Annotated in this window: 13 protein-coding genes; 11 read left to right on the forward strand and 2 right to left on the reverse strand. The window is 50.5% G+C overall.

Going from position 1 to position 18,320, the window contains the following annotated elements; translation table 11 throughout:
• Positions 1 to 17 precede the first annotated feature (17 nt).
• The gene (gene smpB / locus Pla110_RS09765) at positions 18 to 509 is read left to right on the forward strand and encodes an SsrA-binding protein SmpB (RefSeq protein ID WP_144995580.1); all 492 of its coding nucleotides are present in this window, start codon (positions 18 to 20) and stop codon (positions 507 to 509) included.
• Positions 510 to 656: 147 nt separating this feature from the next.
• Here smpB and Pla110_RS09770 read toward each other — a convergent pair whose 3' ends face one another.
• Together Pla110_RS09770 and Pla110_RS09775 are read right to left on the reverse strand one after the other, a co-directional pair.
• On the reverse strand, positions 657 to 1,376 hold the full coding sequence (locus tag Pla110_RS09770) for a hypothetical protein (RefSeq protein WP_231742962.1): 720 nt from the start codon (positions 1,374 to 1,376) through the stop codon (positions 657 to 659).
• 345 nt (positions 1,377 to 1,721) lie between these two features.
• Positions 1,722 to 2,666 (reverse strand): HDOD domain-containing protein, encoded by a 945-nt coding sequence (locus tag Pla110_RS09775; RefSeq protein WP_144995582.1) that lies wholly within the window; start codon positions 2,664 to 2,666, stop codon positions 1,722 to 1,724.
• Between the two features lie 626 nt (positions 2,667 to 3,292).
• Between Pla110_RS09775 and gcvH the strand changes: the two genes are divergently transcribed.
• The 10 genes from gcvH to Pla110_RS09830 all read left to right on the forward strand — a co-directional run bounded on the left by gcvH (position 3,293) and on the right by Pla110_RS09830 (position 18,148).
• Positions 3,293 to 3,673 carry a glycine cleavage system protein GcvH gene (gene gcvH / locus Pla110_RS09780; RefSeq protein WP_144995584.1) on the forward strand — a complete coding sequence of 127 codons (381 nt, stop codon included), beginning with the start codon at positions 3,293 to 3,295 and terminating at the stop codon, positions 3,671 to 3,673.
• 373 nt (positions 3,674 to 4,046) lie between these two features.
• Positions 4,047 to 5,405, forward strand: coding sequence for an aminomethyl-transferring glycine dehydrogenase subunit GcvPA (gene gcvPA / locus Pla110_RS09785; protein ID WP_144995586.1), 1,359 nt, complete (start codon positions 4,047 to 4,049; stop codon positions 5,403 to 5,405).
• 72 nt (positions 5,406 to 5,477) lie between these two features.
• On the forward strand, positions 5,478 to 7,004 hold the full coding sequence (gene gcvPB / locus Pla110_RS09790) for an aminomethyl-transferring glycine dehydrogenase subunit GcvPB (RefSeq protein ID WP_144995588.1): 1,527 nt from the start codon (positions 5,478 to 5,480) through the stop codon (positions 7,002 to 7,004).
• Positions 7,005 to 7,027: 23 nt separating this feature from the next.
• Entirely contained in the window at positions 7,028 to 7,774 is a 747-nt protein-coding gene (locus tag Pla110_RS09795) for a lipoate--protein ligase family protein (protein WP_144995590.1), read from the forward strand.
• Positions 7,775 to 8,529: 755 nt separating this feature from the next.
• The gene (locus Pla110_RS22615) at positions 8,530 to 9,630 is read left to right on the forward strand and encodes an FHA domain-containing protein (RefSeq protein WP_197440629.1); all 1,101 of its coding nucleotides are present in this window, start codon (positions 8,530 to 8,532) and stop codon (positions 9,628 to 9,630) included.
• 467 nt (positions 9,631 to 10,097) lie between these two features.
• Positions 10,098 to 11,696, forward strand: coding sequence for a citramalate synthase (gene cimA / locus Pla110_RS09810; RefSeq protein ID WP_144995592.1), 1,599 nt, complete (start codon positions 10,098 to 10,100; stop codon positions 11,694 to 11,696).
• A 167-nt stretch (positions 11,697 to 11,863) separates the two neighbouring features.
• Entirely contained in the window at positions 11,864 to 14,839 is a 2,976-nt protein-coding gene (locus tag Pla110_RS09815) for a valine--tRNA ligase (protein ID WP_144995594.1), read from the forward strand.
• 167 nt (positions 14,840 to 15,006) lie between these two features.
• Positions 15,007 to 15,405, forward strand: a complete 399-nt coding sequence (locus tag Pla110_RS09820; RefSeq protein WP_144995596.1) for a bifunctional nuclease family protein — start codon at positions 15,007 to 15,009, stop codon at positions 15,403 to 15,405.
• A gap of 234 nt (positions 15,406 to 15,639) precedes the next feature.
• Positions 15,640 to 17,019: a peroxiredoxin family protein gene (locus Pla110_RS09825; protein ID WP_144995597.1), complete on the forward strand. Its 1,380-nt coding sequence runs from the start codon at positions 15,640 to 15,642 to the stop codon at positions 17,017 to 17,019.
• A gap of 202 nt (positions 17,020 to 17,221) precedes the next feature.
• On the forward strand, positions 17,222 to 18,148 hold the full coding sequence (locus Pla110_RS09830) for a GGDEF domain-containing protein (RefSeq protein WP_197440630.1): 927 nt from the start codon (positions 17,222 to 17,224) through the stop codon (positions 18,146 to 18,148).
• The last annotated feature ends 172 nt before the right edge of the window (positions 18,149 to 18,320 follow it).

Consider the following 18,320-nt stretch of genomic DNA (forward strand, 5'->3'; position numbering starts at 1 on the left):
AAATAAAGCTCAGACTGATGGCGAAAAGTAAGACGAAGAAAAAGCAGAAAAAAGGAGAGGATCCCAATTCACGGGTCGTCTGTCGCAATCGTCGTGCGCGCCATGATTATGACATCATCGACACACTGGAGTGCGGTGTCGAACTGCGTGGCAGCGAAGTGAAAAGCATTCGAAACAGTAAAATTTCAATTGAAGAATCTTTCGCCCGGGTCGAAAACAATGAGGTCTGGCTCTTAAACGCCGACATCGCCGAGTACCCCCAAGCAACCGTGATGAATCACATGCCCCGACGGCCGCGTAAGTTGTTGCTGAAAAAACGGGAAATCGATAAGTTCGCAGAAACTGCCCAGCACGACGGACTGACGTTAGTCCCCCTGCAGGTTCACTTTACCCGTGGTCTGGTCAAAGTCCTGCTGGCGATCGGAAAAGGTCGCAAAGAGCACGATAAACGAGACAAACTGAAAACACTTGCCGACAAACGTGAAATACGAAACGCGATGCGGCATTAAACGCGACGGGCCAGCCGGTTGGGCCATTCATTCAAATAACTAAGCAATACAAACAACAAAAAAAACAGAGGCTGGTGAATTCACCAAGCCTCTGTTTTTTTATATGAATCTAGTTCACAGGACGATTTCGAGATTAATGGTCTTCGATTAATCGCTCGGCGTTTGGCGTACTTGAACCTGCAGAGCTCCCAGCATTTTTGTTAGTTCTGTCTCACGTCGGGAGATAAACGGAACATTTTCCAGGACAATGGCTCGTCGCTCATTACTGGGGTGGAGCACCAACCGACCGGAACGGAGCAGCGTGTATTCGAACAGGTCGTTGATTTCCTTGTCGATTCGCAGGTTGGGAGCGGAGTAACGTTTCATGTCACTCCAGATACCGTGGTGGTGCAGTAATTCGTTCGGGCGGACTTCCCAATAGTCAAACCGCACGCTGATCCAGACTCCTACAAAAATCAGCCCGAGAATCGTGGCAAACAGAAAATAGAAGCTCGCATTAGCGAACGGTGTCAACCCGGTAAACAAGCCGGTAAAGGCGGGGAGCATATCGGGCCACTGTTTGAAGACCAGAACCAATATTACCACTACTGCCGTAATCAAGAAAAATAGCGTTAGCGAGGTGGTGCGGGGAAAGTCGAACGACAGCACTACCAGGTTCAGGCCGAAAATACCCAGGAAAATCAGCGAGAGCATTTCCGCTGTATGCCCTGCTCCCTCTGCTGTGTCGGTGAACAGCATGAAGATCCCGCAGACCAGAGCGGCCAGCAGTGTCGGATACATAAAGACGATTTTCGGATAGGGAACCAGAAAAATAGAATGAGGAATGTTCGACTCGTGATCTGTGTTATCCATATGTCCTTCCGCCATTGAATGTTTCCTTCGTACAAATTCATTCCGGACCAATCGCGAGGTCATATTCTCTCGACTTTAGAGGAGTGGTCCGGTAGTAATCGTCGCTGCGCTGTGAGGTGTGTCGAAGAGAGGTTGTATTTGAACAACCAATATCGAGGAAACCAGAACTTGGTCGCCCTATCTTCAATAAATGAAGTTAGCGATGCAAGTTAACAGGACTGTTAGAATGTAACCTGTACCTGCCTGCGATACCAGCTACACCCAACCTGTCCACAGGGTAACGGAAAGAATCCCATTTCGGATCAGAGCAAATCGAAAAATTGCGAAACGGATAGTAAGGTCGGCGTTGCGTCTCTGCCCTTATTGTGCCGGTGCCGCGTACTTATCGAGAATCGGTTTGCAGCGACGGGAAAGCGGAAAGGCGTTTTTTACGGTCAGGTTCATTTCAGCGATATGTCGGTCGACTTCTTCCACCAAGTGGGGAAGATTGAACGCAGGCCATTTCTGGTCGAGCATGTACAGCATTTCGAGTCCCCGCATGTTTTGTCGAAGCTGACAGGGAAGCAATGCGGAAATAGCAACGGCAGTGGCGGCAGTTCGATTCAGTTCCGGATCAGCCATCATTCTTAGTCCGCGATGATGCAGGAGAATGCAGCAGACGAGATCTTCCGGCAAATTCCAGCGATGTGCCAAGTTTGCACCGGCATAACTATGAGTCCATCCGAACTTCTCTTGTTCGAATTCGCAGATCGACGCCGGCATATCATCGCGGCAGTCGAGGTAGTTTACATAATCGTCGTACAAATCGTTGGTTAGTACGGGGAGCAGGTAATCAGAAATCATCCCGCCGGCGAAGGCGAGGTCGATGTCCGTGTTCAATAACTTGGCTACTTCACGCGCAAAGACCGCCTTTTGTAGACAGGCATTCCAGAATTCGACCTGATTCAGCAGTTTGGATTTTTTCGCCTTCACTGCCGCCTGCATTCCGGTCGTAATAACGAAAGTCATACATTGACGTTGCCCCAGTAGGGAAATCGCTTGCTGGACGTTGCGGGCTTTGTGTCGTAACCCGAGGGCAGACGAATTGACGTACCGCAGCATTTCTGTCGCCAGACCGGTATCTGTTTCGATAATCTGGCCCAGCTTTTTGGGAGATACGTTCGGGTCTTTGCTCTCTTCGATATATTCAGTGACAGCATGGGGCAACGCAGGAAGACTGATGGTCGGAGGTAACGACTCCATGGTGCTGTTGCCCAGTTCGCGTTCCAGAATCGCGGCCCAGTTTACGGTACTGCTGTCAGACATCGTTAATCAGAGATCCAATGCGATTTTAGTCGAAGGAAAATGAAAGGTTCGCTTCCCGAGAGTCATCCATTCCGCTGAACGGTTAGCAATGACGGTAACGCGTTTGATGCGAGAGGGAGGCGAGGTATTTCACCGAAATTCGGTCGGCATTCAACTCTAAGACAGATATTAGTAAGTCTCATGGAATACAGCGTATTGCCAAAGCGAATTCCAACAAGCCACTGAAGCTATACCGGAATTAACGATTGTACCGATGAAGCTTTCAGTGATATGCATTCGTACTTTGAACATTGACTCAAATGTTCCACGGAGCTTTCGGGGATGAAAACGAGAGATTCGGCTGAAATACGGTTGGCGTGTATCTTTTCAACGTGAAGTGAAAGTTGTATTGTGAACGCCATAAGCAGGCTGGTTATTCAGGGCTGTCTCATTATTTGAGAATGGAATTGAGGAATATCAGTGTCGGTTTCAAATTACTGCGCTGATGCACTGCGATTGCACGGGTGAAGATCGAATTCTGTCCACCGTTTTTAATGGCGGTCGAATTATCTCTCGCTGACGAATAGACCGGTAACCTGCTGCGACCCGACAGTTTTCAGCTACCTGAATTAAGGAGAAAGCGACTAATGGATCCCGCACAATTGAAATACTCAGCCAGCCATGAATGGGTGGCGGTGGAAGGAGAGACGGCCACACTCGGTATCTCCGCTTTCGCTGTAAAACAGTTGACGGACCTCGTCTATATTGAGCTGCCTGCGGTGGGCACTCAGATTAAAACGGGTGAACCTTTCGGTGAAGTCGAAAGTGTGAAGGCCGTTAGCGACTTGTATGCTCCCGTGGATGGTGAAGTCCTCGAAGTGAACGAATCGCTGCAAGATAATCTCGGCGTACTTTCTGACGATTCCTTCGGTGAAGGTTGGATGCTCAAAATTAAACTGCAGGATCCTTCCCAAGTCGATTCTCTGATGGGGCAAGAAGCCTACAAGCAGCATTGTGCTACTGGCTAAGACGAAACGGCCTTCGATTGGCCGTAGATGATTGTCTGTTTAGTAAGTTCCCTGTTGTGATCATACGAGATTGCTTCTAGTCAGAGCATCGCCTCCAACATGGACACTCAAGATTTGGTCAGGCCCGTTTCTCATTCGACTTTCGGATCGAGCTGCCTAGAATCGATACGAGGCAGTGGCCACGTCGTTGATCGGCTTGTACTGCCTTAATTTTATAGCCGCTTTCCATTTAACGATTCCCATTTGACCAACCCCTCTTTTAGTCCACCCATTCCGCATTGTGGAATCTCGTGAAAATTTTAGATGGGGCTGGAAGTGAATAGCGGGCCTTGATGTTCAAGGATTCGTTGTTCGATTTCAGGAGAGAGTTCTTTTGTCTTATTTACTGAATACCCCGGCACAGCAGTCTGAGATGCTGGACGCGATTGGGGTCTCGTCGATTGACGAGTTGTTTAACACGATTCCCGAGAACTTTCGTCTGGGACGGGATCTGAATCTGGGTGATCATGTCTCCGAAATGGAACTGACCGCGCAAATCCAACAGCTCGCTCGGCAGAATGCCTCGTCATCCAGCCACGTCTGTCTCATGGGCGGCGGTGCTTACGACCACTTCATCCCGGCAGTGGTGGATGAAATCGCATCACGCGGCGAATATTACACCGCTTATACCCCCTACCAGGCGGAAGCAAGCCAGGGTTCACTCCAGACCTTCTTCGAGTTTCAATCGCTTATCTGTGCACTTACCGGCATGGATGTGGCGAATGCATCGTTGTACGAAGGGGGAACGAGTGTCAGTGAGGCTGCCTTCATGGCGATGCGTGTCACACGGCGACATAAAAAAGTAGTCGTCCTCGAATCGGTTCACCCCGAATACCGACAGACCTTGCAAACTTACCTGCAAAATCTGGAAACCGAACTTGTTGTTGTGCCCACTCCTTCCGGAACGGTAGACCTCAAACAAGTGGCGGCAGTCATGGATAAAGAGACCGCTTGTCTGATTGTACAACAACCCAACTTCTTCGGTTCGCTGGAGCAGGCGGCAGAACTCACCCGTATGGCGAAAGAAGCGGGAGCGTTGTCGATCGTTTCTGTTGATCCTCTGTCGCTGGGTGTATTGAAACGGCCCGGAACTTATGGAGCCGACATTGTCGTGGCTGAAGGTCAGGGATTAGGGATACCGTTACAGTTCGGCGGACCGTTCCTGGGTATCCTCGCTTGTGACGAAAAATACGTTCGGCGCATGCCCGGAAGGTTAATTGGTAAAACGACGGACAGCAAAGGGGAAGATTGCTACGTCCTCAATCTACAGGCTCGTGAACAGCATATTCGTCGAGACAAAGCGACCAGTAACATTTGTACGAACCAGGGTTTGATGGCGATTCGGGCGACTGTTTATCTTTCTTCGATGGGCCCGAAAGGGATGCAGGAAGCTGGGAAACGCAGCTGTCAGGGGGCTCACTATCTAGTGAACCAGTTAAAAGCGAATGGATGGAAGGCTCCCTTTGCCGCTCCCTATTTCAAAGAGTGTGTCCTGACGCCGCCCGCCTCGGTAAGCGAAGTGGTGACGCAGGCTCAAGAGGGTGGTTTCCTCGTTGGACCGGTGCTCGATCGGTTCACGGATGCATTCTGCGAAGAGACCCAGGAGCAATTGCAGAATTCGTTACTCCTGGCAGTGACGGAAAAACGGACACTGGAAGAACTCGACCAGTTGGTCGGGGTACTGGCCAGCTAACCCTCCGTAAGATTGCGTCTCCTACTTCTGTTTAACGATTCAATTGTCAGTTTATACCGAGTTCATTGTTTCATGCGAAATCAACACTCTACCCGTTCTATTTTTGACATTTCCCGCTCTGGCCGACGGTCGACCCGCTTTCCGGAACACCCGGCGAATCCGGAGATGTCGTCAGTCGAAGAAGCGATCCCTGCAGAGTTCCTTGCGGAGGAAATGGCTCCCCTGCCCGAGTTGGCCGAATCTGATATCGTGCGGCATTATGTGAATCTGTCGACGCTCAATATGTCGGTAGATACGCATTTTTATCCGCTCGGCAGTTGTACGATGAAATTCAATCCGAAGCGACATGAACGCTTAGCCGGGACTCCCGGTTTGATTGATATGCATCCGTATCAAACAGCAGAAACTTCCCAGGGAATGTTGAAAATCCTGTTTGAACTTCAGGAAATGCTGGCCGAGATTGCCGGACTTCCCGCTGTTAGCCTCCATCCGGCTGCCGGGGCTCAGGGAGAATTCACTGCGTTACTGACAGCGGCTGCTTACTTCCGAGATAAGGGCGAAAACCGAACCCGCGTTATCTTTCCAAGTAGTGCACACGGCACCAACCCGGCCAGTGCAGCTCTTGCCGGCTTCGAATGCGTTCAATTGAAAAAATCGGCGACTGGTCTTGTTGATATCGAAGAACTGCAGGCTCATCTCGATGACCAGACGGCGGTCTTTATGATTACGAATCCCAACACCATTGGAATGTTTGAGCCCGAGATCGGACGTATCTCTCAAATGCTGCATGATGTTGGTGGACTTGTTTATATCGACGGAGCCAACATGAACGCTATTCTCGGAAAGACTCGCCCGGGAGATTTTGGCGGCGACATGATGCATTACAACGTTCACAAGACATTCACTGGTCCTCACGGTGCTGGTGGACCAGGCGCCGGACCGATTGCGGTTCGAGATTTCCTGGCCGACTATTTGCCCGCCCCCATCGTAACGAAACAACGGGATGAATCAGGTAACGAGGTCTATGGTCTTTCGCGACCTGCCAAATCCATAGGCCAGGTGCGAAGCTTCTTTGGAAACGTGGGTATCTTGCTTCGCGGCTATTTTTACCTGAAGACTTTAGGGGCTGTTGGCCTGCGGGAAGTTTCGGAACAGGCCGTTCTGAATGCGAATTACCTGCTGTCACAAGTCAAAGACTTTCTGCCTGTACCAGGTGGAGATGTCTGTATGCATGAATTTGTGGCCTCGGCGAGTCCTGTGTTGAAAGACCGGGGTATCTCCGCCATGGATATTGCTAAACGCCTGCTGGACTATGGTGTGCATGCTCCAACTGTTTACTTCCCGCTGGATGTGCCGGAAGCGATGATGATGGAGCCCACCGAAACGGAATCGAAGTCGACTCTTGATCGCTACGCCGCTTTGCTGCGTACGATTGCGACAGAGGAAGACCCGGAGATGGTTCATAGTGCCCCTCATACAACACCAGTTTGTCGACCGGATGAAGTCAAAGCGGCGCGGCAACCCATTCTGAAGGCGACCTTACCCGCGACGGGTGTCGATGAACCGACGGAAGAGCCGCTTGTAACCCGATCTGTATAAGGCCTTTCTGGAGAAACGAATTGATGTCCTCCTGCCAGTTGCTGCTCGATCTTGCTCCTCACTCCGGTGTGTGGAATATGGCGATGGATGAAGCACTGCTGGACCGCGCGGACCGGGACGGAATCTCTACGGTTCGGCTATACCGTTGGGAATTGCCGACGGTATCGTTGGGATACTTTCAGAAAAACGAAGTTCATGTCTCGCTCGAACATCTCCCACGCGTGCGTCGGTTAACAGGGGGTGGTGCTATCCTCCATCACCATGAAATTACTTATTCTTGCACATTGCCGGCCTCTCACGAGTTGGCTGATCAATCCGAGCTGCTATACGAGATTATCCACATCGCATTTATAGGTTACCTCGCCGCGAATCATATTCAGTTGGAGATGCGAGGTCAGACTGTGCATGCCGAAGGTGGGTTTCATGCGGAACCTTTTCTCTGTTTCGGAAGGCAGGATGCTCGGGATTTGGTGCTGGAAAACCAGAAGGTCCTCGGTTCTGCTCAGCGACGTCGCCGGGGAGCAATGTTACAGCATGGGAGCCTGGTGATGAGGCGGTCCCCTTTTGCTCCTGAGTTCGCTGGTATCCGGGATTTGCATCCAGATATCTTATTGCCCGATAACCATTCGTTAATGGAGGATTTGGGCCCCGCTCTTGCGAATGCTTTGCATTCCAAATCGGAGTTAGTACAAGTCGACGGAGGTCTGATGCAGGAGGTCGAAAAATGGTCAACAGAGAAATACCTGCACCTCGACTGGAAGCGAAAATGATCAGGATTCGGCGGTTGACTTATTTGGGGCCGATTCAGATCATTTACTAGTGAGATCGATTTCCTTCCTATTTTAATCTGGAGTGAGCTGCCAGCTTCTTATTGGTGACAGGCTTTTCGATTTTCGGAAAGTCCTTTCGGGAACTCAAAACGGTCGTATCTCCCTGACGTTCCCCCCTTGTGGTGGTCGATTACTATTCTATGTGTCTATTCGCTCAACCTTCATACTATTTATTTGTCCTTATCTCAGGGTTGCAACGAATTAGCGGAAGACATGGCTAAGAAGCGAGTATACAATTTAGAGGCTACACCTCACATCTCTCTTCTTGATGCGTCTGATAGTTTGTTTATCTTACCCAGCTATCAGAATCGCAGAATTTTCGCTGACCAGTTGTTGACACCTAACTCCTTGACTGGTAGCGTATTTGGCATATCTCATACAAGTCCTACAATAATCAGCACTATTATACCCATTCGGACCGATGCGTAAATCATGCGCGGTTCTACGCTGAATTGCTCAGGCACCTTATTTATATTTTTGGTGCAATCGCATCAACTACAATCTATATTTACTGCTGTTTCCTTATTCCGTCTGCGCACCCTATGGCACAGGCGAACTATCTATTTTTAGGGTATTTCATTTTCATCTCGGGTTATTCATTTTATCAGCCTAAAATTTGACAACTGTGAACATGGACCTCCTCCTTTACCCGAAGGTGGAGAAAAGCTGAGATCGTTCATTTTGGAGTACCCTGTATGCTCACGGCTGAACTTAAAGTGGTCGGCGGACGCCACCACGGAAGGATCATCCCCCTTAACACCTCGAAATTTCTAGTCGGACGCGAACAAGACTGCCATCTCCGCCCTAACAGCGAAATGGTTAGCCGTCATCATTGTGTGTTTGTACTTGATGATTACACCGTGCGATTGAGAGATTTAGGTAGTACCAATGGTACGTTTGTAAACAACCAGCGAGTTCGCGGAATCGTTCCACTGAACGCCGGTGATCTTATTCGGATCGGGAAACTCGATCTTGAAGTCACGATCAGCGAGCCAGTGACGAACGAAAGCGGTTCGCCTACGGACACGGACACGGTGCGGCTTTCTAGCGGCGATACGTCGATGTTGCCCGGATTGCTCGATTCATCGACCAATGCAACAGAGGGGCTGAATAGCGTTGGAGATACCACCGTCTTCATGCCAGCGGTTACGCCTACGCCCAATCCAGACGAGGTCCCTGCTTTAGAGCAGGAAGCGACCGAATCTGATACGGCAACACCGGAAATACCCGACCACGTCGAGGCTACACCTCCAAACGGATCTATTCCGGAAGAAGTGCAAGCCTACAGTGCACCAATGGGAGTACCCGGTATGCCTCCGCAAGGCTACCCACCCCAGCCGCAGATGCCGGGTTATCCTCCGCAGCAGTATCCGCCCCAGCAATATCCACCGCAGCAATACCCGCCCATGAATTACCCTTACGGGTATCAACCGGGCATGCCGCAGCAGTATCCGCCACAAGCATACCCCCCTATGCCGGGAGGCTATCCAGGATACAGCGGTTATCCACCACAACAATCTGGATACGGTTACCCTGCTCCTCAGACGCAGCAAGTGGACGTCCCGGAGCCTGAATACGAAGAACCCTCAGAAGTAGATTCACCTTCTCAAGGGAGCGGTGGGCGAGTGGCAGCACCACTAGTTAATCTTCCAGACCCTTCCACAACAGGCGCAAAAGATCAGGTGGTAGGGTCGGACCCATCACAGGAGAATCCTGAAGGGACCAAGGAGCAAAAAGGAGAAACTGTTCCGGATGCGATTAACGGCATTATTAAACAGATGTCGCAGCGACGGTAAGTGACAAGTTTTCTCTGTCTATTTTATTTGCTGCAGGTTTTGCTAACCTGATATTCCCGCTGATCGGGAATGGTGTCCCTTGGGGCCCTCCAGGTTTGACTGTTCGGAATAGCTTGCCTACTCTATGAGATAACTTGCTCTACCAGTTTGAATCGTTGATATTTCTGTCACAATCAAGACATGCACGGAATTCATAAGGCTCGCCAGATGATTCGTCGAAATATTAGAATAGTGGACGACATTATTATTTCGGCGAGCATTGCGCAGATCAATATCGTACAGGTTAAGACCTTGGCGATTATTACTGAGCAATCGACTTCCGGGTGACTTTGAGGTGAATCACGATTTTTGAATAAATCAACCAACCCTCGGGACACCTTCCTGAGGGTTTTTTTGTTTCCCGATCGCCTGTCGAATCGGTTTTGGGGACGAGACTCAATTTTAAATTTTCCAGAACAGAAACCAACATGGCCCGTATAAAGCTCTACGACACAACCTTACGCGATGGTAGCCAGGGAGAAGGCGTCAATTTTTCGTTGCAGGATAAACTCGCAATTGCTCAGATGCTGGACCGCTTTGGCTTTGATTACATTGAAGGTGGTTACCCGCTTTCCAATCCCAAAGACGAGCAATTCTTCCAGCAGATTGCGGATATCGAGCTGAAGCACGCGAAGATTACGGCATTCGGAATGACTCGTCGTAAAGGAGTTGCGGCTGAAGACGACGATTGCATGAAGGCCCTGCGAGATTCCAAGGCACCCGTCATTACAGTTGTGGGGAAGACTTGGGACTTACACGTAACGGGAGTTTTACGCGTCGACCTCGAGGAAAACCTGGCGATGATTCGGGATTCCATTGCCTTCCTCAAAGCGGAAGGTCGCGAAGTCGTGTATGACTGCGAGCATTTCTTCGATGGATTTAAAGCGAACCCGGACTACGCCCTGCAAACTATCAAAGCGGCAGAAGCAGCGGGCGCTGATATCATCGTGCCGTGCGATACCAACGGCGGGAGCATGCCTGACTGGGTCGAAGAAGCACTGACCAAAGTACAGGCGGAAATCAATATTCCTGTGGGAATCCATTGTCACAATGACTGCGAATTGGCGGTTGCCAATTCTCTACGGGCGGTTCAATCCGGAGCCGTTCAAGTTCAGGGAACGATCAACGGACTCGGGGAACGATGTGGAAATGCCGACCTGATCAGCGTTGCCGCGAATTTGTCGCTTAAACTCGGTTATGATGTTCTGGCAGAAAACGGCATTGAACACCTGACGGAACTGTCCCGCTATGTTTACGAACTGGCGAATATGAATTTCCGGTCGGGGCAACCTTTCGTAGGAATGTCAGCATTTGCACACAAAGGGGGCATGCATGTCTCCGCCGTCAATCGATTCTCTCACAGCTATGAACACATCGAACCCGAAACGGTTGGGAACTCGCGACGTATTCTGGTGAGTGAACTCTCAGGGCGTTCTAACATCGTCGCCAAAACCAGCAAATACCACCTCGACCAGGATCCCGAGCTGATGGCCCGGATTCTGATGCGTGTGCAGGACCAGGAAAACGAAGGTTACCAGTTTGAAGCTGCCGAGGCGACATTTGACCTGCTCGTCATGAAAGAAGCCCGCATTTACCAGTCCCAGTTCAAACGGATTCACTACCGAGTGAATGTGAAGACGGAAGAGGGACAGGAACCCATCACAGAAGCGACGGTTAAAGTTTCTGTGGACGGTCAGGTTTTCCATGAGGTGGCCGAAGGGGACGGACCTGTGAACGCCCTGGATCAGGCTTTGAGAAAAGCCCTGACAACCAGCTATCCGAATCTGGCGAGCATGCATCTGGTTGATTACAAAGTACGAGTGATCAATTCCACCGAAGGGACCGCTGCCCGCGTTCGAGTTGTCATTGAAAGCCAGGACGACAAAGACGTCTGGAGCACAATTGGTGTCAGCGAGAACATCATCGAAGCGAGCTGGATTGCCCTCATCGACAGCGTCGAGTACAAACTACTGAAAGACGCCGGAACCTTTGCCAGAGAACTGGTGACCACCGACGAAAAAAGTTGATACCGATTTAACAATCCACCTGCAACACCCTTAGCGATACTTCGTCCTGGCCCATTTCAGAGGGTCAGTTTCGGAGTCTGCACTTTCTCCTTACGCCTTCTGAAGTGAATCGACCTGATACGACTCACAAGGCGGGCAAAACGAAGCCACGAGCAAACTCAAACGACATGACGACCGAAATCCCCAAGCAGTACGATCCGGAACAGGCCCAGCAGAAGTGGTTCTCTTTCTGGGAGGAAAATCATCTTTTTGATGCCGAACCCGATCCGAAAAAGAAGCCCCATACGATCATGATTCCGCTCCCCAACGTGACGGGGGCGCTGCACATGGGGCATGCACTGAACGGGACCATTCAGGACCTGCTTACCCGCTGGCGAAGAATGCAGGGTTACTCGGCATTATGGATGCCCGGGACTGACCACGCAGGAATTGCGACTCAGGCGGTCGTCGAACGGCGAATGCTTGAAGAAGAGGGTCTCACTCGGCATGACATTGGTCGCGAGGCACTCGTCAATCGGATCTGGATCTGGAAAGATGCGTACGAACATCGAATTCTGAACCAGCTGAAAAAATTGGGAGCCAGCTGCGACTGGCGGCGCACTCGCTTTACTCTGGATGAGGTCTGCTCTCAGGCCGTTCGTCGGACGTTCTACAAATTATTCGACGATGGTTTAATTTATCGCGGTAAGCGGTTGGTCAACTGGGATACTTTTCTGCAGACAGCCGTCGCTGACGACGAAGTCTTCAGTGAAGAAGTCGATGGTCACTTCTGGACATTCACTTATCCGGTTGTCGGCTCCGATAAGAAAATCGCGTTCTCCACGACACGTCCGGAAACGATGCTGGGTGACAGTGCGCTTTGTGTGCATCCCTCCGATGAACGGTATAAAGACTTGGTGGGATCCAAAGTTCGTATTCCGATCAATGGTCGTGAGATTCCAATCGTTGCCGATGCCCTGCTGGCGAAAATGGAGATGGGCACGGGGGCCGTGAAAGTAACTCCCGCCCATGACCCCAACGACTATGCCTGCGGAATGCGACATGACCTTGAGATGATCAATATTCTCAATTCCGATGGCACGATGAATGAAAACGCCGGAAAGTTCGCGGGGCAGGATCGATACGAAGTTCGCGAAGCGATAGTGGCCGAGATGGAGACGATGGGCTATTTCGTTGAAGTCGAAGCACGCAAAATTGATCTGAAACATTCCGATCGCTCTAAGACCCCTGTTGAACCTTATCTGTCTGACCAGTGGTTCGTTCGTATGGATGACCTGGCTCAATCGGCGATTGATGCAGTGGAAGACAATCGCGTTCGCTTCTTTCCCGCCCGCTATCGGAACTCGTATCTCGACTGGCTGGGTGAAAAACGAGATTGGTGCATTAGCCGTCAGTTATGGTGGGGGCATCAGATTCCTATCTGGTACTGTTCGACCTGCACTGAGGATGATCTGAAAGCCGCTTTTGCGGACCGTGACGATGTCAGTTATCGACTTGACGAAGAGAATGGTGTCTGGTTGGTCTGCTCCGAGCACGACCTTGAGGAAGATGCGCTAGGAGCGCAGCACCAACTTGTTCGTGATGATGATGTACTCGATACCTGGTTCAGTTCTGCACTCTGGCCCCATGCAACACTCGGTTGGCCTAATACCGAACAGAATCCACCCCGGGTAGGTTCGGAAGAATTCAGTGACACCCCTTCCGGCACGAACGAGGTTCTCGATCACTTCTATCCCGGTTCCGTGCTGGTGACCAGTCGGGATATCATCACGTTGTGGGTGGCGAGAATGGTGCTCGCCGGCTTGTACAACATGAAAGATATTCCTTTCAGCCATGTCTGTATCCATCCGAAAATCCTCGACGGCTTTGGACAGACAATGTCGAAATCCAAGGGGAATGGCGTCGATCCGATGGACTTGATCGATAAGTACGGAACCGACGCTGTCCGGTTTACGATTGCCTCGTTCGCCGGGGAGACTCAGGATGTCCGGTTGCCGGTCGGTTATGAATGTCCCGGATGTGGCGAAGTGATTCCGCAAAAGTTGGAACATCAGAAAATGACTCCCTCCGGGGGAGACAAACCTCGAATTGAATGTCCTAAATGCAAAGAGTCATTCCAGTTCTCCAGTGCGTGGTTCGAGCCCGATGCAGATCAGGAAGTTGCCCGTGTCGTCAGTGAACGATTCGAGTATGGCCGGAACTTCTGTAACAAATTCTGGAATGCGGCCCGGTTCGCGATGATGAACCTGGAAGGTTACACCCCGGGAGAAGTCTCCGAGAGTGATCTTCAATTGGAAGACCGTTGGATTCTAAGCCGATTGTCGAAGACAACTGCGGAATTGACAGAGCTTCTCGGCCGCTATCAATTTGACGCCGCGACTCGGACATTGCGTGATTTCACCTGGAATGAATTTTGTGACTGGTACCTGGAGATGATTAAACCTCGTCTCCGTGATGAAAAGCTGAAACCGGTTGCTCAACGAGTTCTGGTTGGAGTACTGGATTCACTGATCCGCTTATTGCAACCATTTACTCCTTTCATCTGCGAGGAACTGTGGCAACGGTTGGCGGAGATTGCGCCCGAACGTGGGCTTCTCAAAGTCGAACCGGCTGAGAAAAGCGTCATGCAGGCGGCTTGGCCAGAATTTCCCACTGAGTGGATTGATACTCAATTGGAGTCCCGCTTCGTCCGGTTACAGGAAGTGATTGTTGCGATTCGGAACGTGCGGGCTATTTATAACATTCCGCCCTCGACGGAACTGACATTGCTAATGCGCTGCGAGGATTTGGTTGCGAGTGACATGCAGAATGTTTCCGAGCAATTTAAAAACCTGGCCCGAGCAGTCCTCGAAGGAGCAGGAACTAATGTGGAACGCCCCCCTGCTTCTGCTTCGTTTGCTCTGGACGATGCCGATGGATTCATTCCCCTCGAAGGAATTGTCGATCTGCAGGGAGAACTAAAACGACAACAGAAAGAGGCAGACAACCTTAGAGGCGTTATCACCGGTATCGAAAAGAAACTGGAAAACAAAAATTTCGTGGAGCGCGCCCCGGAAGATGTTGTGGCAAATGTCCGCGAAACCTTGGCGACACGGCAGAAGCAACTGGCGAGTATCGAAGAAATTATCAGTCAGCTTTCCTGATTTTATTTCGAGACGGTTACCTTCCGGAAAACTCCCGTCGTATAATGAAACTGACGCACGGGATGAGATTCTATTCTGTGTTTACGTCCAAGACCGGACGAATTCAATTCAGTAACAATTCGGTGACAATTTAGAATGGCCTGACATTGTTCAGGGGAGGACCAACCGTGCTGGTTCAGATGGAGCTCTCTCGGATTATTATCAGTGAAATCAACGACCAGCAGGTAATCTATCTGAAGGAAGTTAATGGGGAGCGTACTTTTCCGATTTTGATCGGACTGTTCGAAGCGTCCAGTATTAACAGGCGGGTTACGGGTGACCATCCCCCCCGTCCGATGACGCACGACTTGCTCAAGAACAGTATCGAATCGCTGGGAGGCGAAATTCAGGACGTGATTGTCACGGATCTCAAAGAGCATACTTATTTCGCCGTCATTCGCGTGCAGCACGAGGGAGAACTGATCGAAATCGACAGTCGACCTTCCGACGCGATCGCTCTGGCAGCGCACTTTGACCCTGCCCTGCCCATTCTCGTCAGTGATACGGTCCTCGAAGAGGTTTCTTAGTGTAGATCAACAGTTCACCAGTTGCGCATTTCCGCTTCGTTTGAGGCTAATTTGGTTGCTTCCTGAGTTGAGGTTCGCGAAGATAGAGTGCAGCTCGCTGCTAAAGGTATCCACCCCGCCCCTGTTCTAGCCGTTTAGTCCTGGAATGGACAACGGCCGGTAGACAGCCTTCCTTCCACCCAATCCTGCCCACTTAAACCCGTCCACTTAAACCCGTCCACTGAGGAGCCGTTTATGCGGACCTTCCTGCTGACTCGATTCACATCCGCGACCTGCTTGATGCTTGGTTTACTGACAGGTCTTTCCGCTGTCGCTGCTGAGTTTCCGGCGCACTATATCTATCGGGGGTCGTTAACTCATTTTCCCGATAACAAACAGGATCGTGGACAGGAAGTCAAACGTTTTCAGATTGATGCCTTTGTGGATCAGGCTGTAAATGATGAAGTCATCATGAACTACGTCATCAGCGAAAACGGTAGCGGGGGTTGGCACTGGTCGCAACAGTTCGGGGCATTGACTTACAACAGTGCCCAGAATGCTCAATCAGGTCGAGAATGGATGTTGCTCAATTCATATGACGACAAAGAATATGAAGTCGCTTTCCGTGCTCCCTGGTTCGAACAATTGGATCGCTTGAAAGAGAATGCGGCTTGGGAAGAATTACCGTTCGAATACACCGTTGCGAAAAATGCTCAGGACTCGTCTTCCTGGTCGGTGAAAATGAAACATAACCTGAGTCGGCATCAGGAATTGACCGTCAAAGGCGAGAGTGGTTTGGTCACGGCGGCGCGTCAAACGGTCTTCGTTGGTCAGGGAGATCGTTTTCAGCTCGACTGGAAACTGGAAGAACAACTCCCACTCGAAGAAAATGCCTGGACTGCGATTTCCAAAATTTGGTCCTCGCTCGCGAATCTGCAACGGGATTTGAAAGTCGATCTATACATCCCGGTTGAAGAATTGAATAAAGATCAGCTTGATTTAACGCGTGCCCAGCTTACTGCTCTCAAAACGGAATCCGCCAATACCCCGCTTGAGTCACTCGTTCGTAAAATCGAATTGCAAACAGAACTGGGCGAGGAACGGGCCGATTCGATGGCGGCGCTTTCAGAGAAGTTCGTCGGAAAAGAACCTCCCGAATTTCAGTTGGTTACTTTAAAGAATGCCAACATTGATAAAGCCGATTATGCAGGCAAACCTGTTATTCTGCATTTCTGGCGTTATCAGGATCAATCGTTGAAGGCTCCTTACGGGCAGACAGGATATCTCGATTACCTGTATAATCAACGCGAGAAAGAGGGTATCAAGGTTTACGGTATCGCTGTCGATCCCCGCCTTTCCGATCCGCAACAGAAACGTTCGGCCATGCTGCAGATCAAGAAAACGACCCGGTTCATGAACCTGAGTTATCCGATCACGCTGGACGACGGCGAACTGTTGCAGAAATTCGGCAACCCACAAATCAGCGCCGGCCAGCTGCCACTGTGGGTGGTACTCGGTCCTGACGGGAAAGTCGCCCATTACTTCGCGGGTCACTACGAAGTGAAACCGAACGAGGGGTTGAAAGAGCTAGACGCCCTGGTCGCCGATTTGTTGACTCAGGCCACCGCGGAATAATTCGCAACGAGATGCTCGTTGCTGTCTTCCATATACTCAGAGTGCCCGAATAATCATTACAATTGATACGAAGTTCGGTGCGCCTCGATTCCGGTTAGCAATGAACTCGCGAGTAGACAGTCGGAATGACCTATTCTTTACAGGCAAACACCTGCAGAGATCCCTCGGTCTCCCCACTGATCCTCATCGAGAGTTAAGAATCATGTTCAGTCACTCTATCCTTGCGCAACTGGGCCAGCCTTCAGCCCATGTTATTCTGACGCTATCGTTCTGCACGACGATTGCGTCTGTCGTTGGGTTTGGGATCGGGTACTGGTACGGCAAAAATAATCTCCGCTGGCAGATTCGCAAACTGGCACGTGATGCCTCTCGGTTCCTGCCGGCAGTTCTGCAACAACTAGAAGCGGCTGAACAAGCCTGTCGACGGTTGAATTCGATTCCTAAACTGAATCTGAATTCTCGTCAGACCGAACAGTTGGAACGCAAACAGTCAGGATTGATCGATTCTCTTGGTCAAGTCCTCTCTCGTTTAAAACCCAGTTCGGCAACCACCAAAGCGACTGCTAAACCACAAGAGCCTGTTCCGCTCAACTGGCAGTTAGCCCCGGTCGATCATTCGCTCGACATTCCTGATTCCTCGACCGTAACGCAGAACCTTGAGAACCTGGTCGGGCATTTAAAACAGAATCAGCAAACGGGTGGTTTACTGCTGCTTAAAATGAATAAACAGGAGACGTTCAAAGAACGTTTTGGTCCTGCTTCCACCGAGCATCTTTTTAAACAGCTGACAGAACTCGCACAGGCGAGTCTCCGAGAAGAAGATCTGGTCGTCCGTCTGGATGACGATACGCTTTGTCTCTTTCTCCCTGAAACGGACTTGTCGGCTGGAACCAAGTTTTCTCATCAATTGCGACACACAGTTCGGCACGGAAGTTTCAGGTTAAATACGAGTGACAGTGAAGTCCTGCTGACTGCGTCATTCGGTTACGCTTTCTGTCGTCCTACCGATTCCTCGGACCAGGTGATGAATCGGGCGATCAAAGCCTTAAAGCACTCCGAAAGCAAAGGGCGAAATCAGTTGTTCGTTCATAGCGGAAGTAGTGTTCCGCGCTGTGTTACGACGCCCTGACGGGACGAACTGAGCGAGATTTCCAACTTTCGTGCCGTTAAACTCGTATTAATATCGAGTTGTTCAACAATAGCGACGCACGTATCTGCAATTGGCTTACATCAGTTGGTTTAATGGGACTTTCTCCCTATCGGAAGAGATGGTGTGGATGTGTAACCTAAACCCTGTCAAT

The organism is Polystyrenella longa, assembly GCF_007750395.1.
Lineage (GTDB): Bacteria > Planctomycetota > Planctomycetia > Planctomycetales > Planctomycetaceae > Polystyrenella > Polystyrenella longa.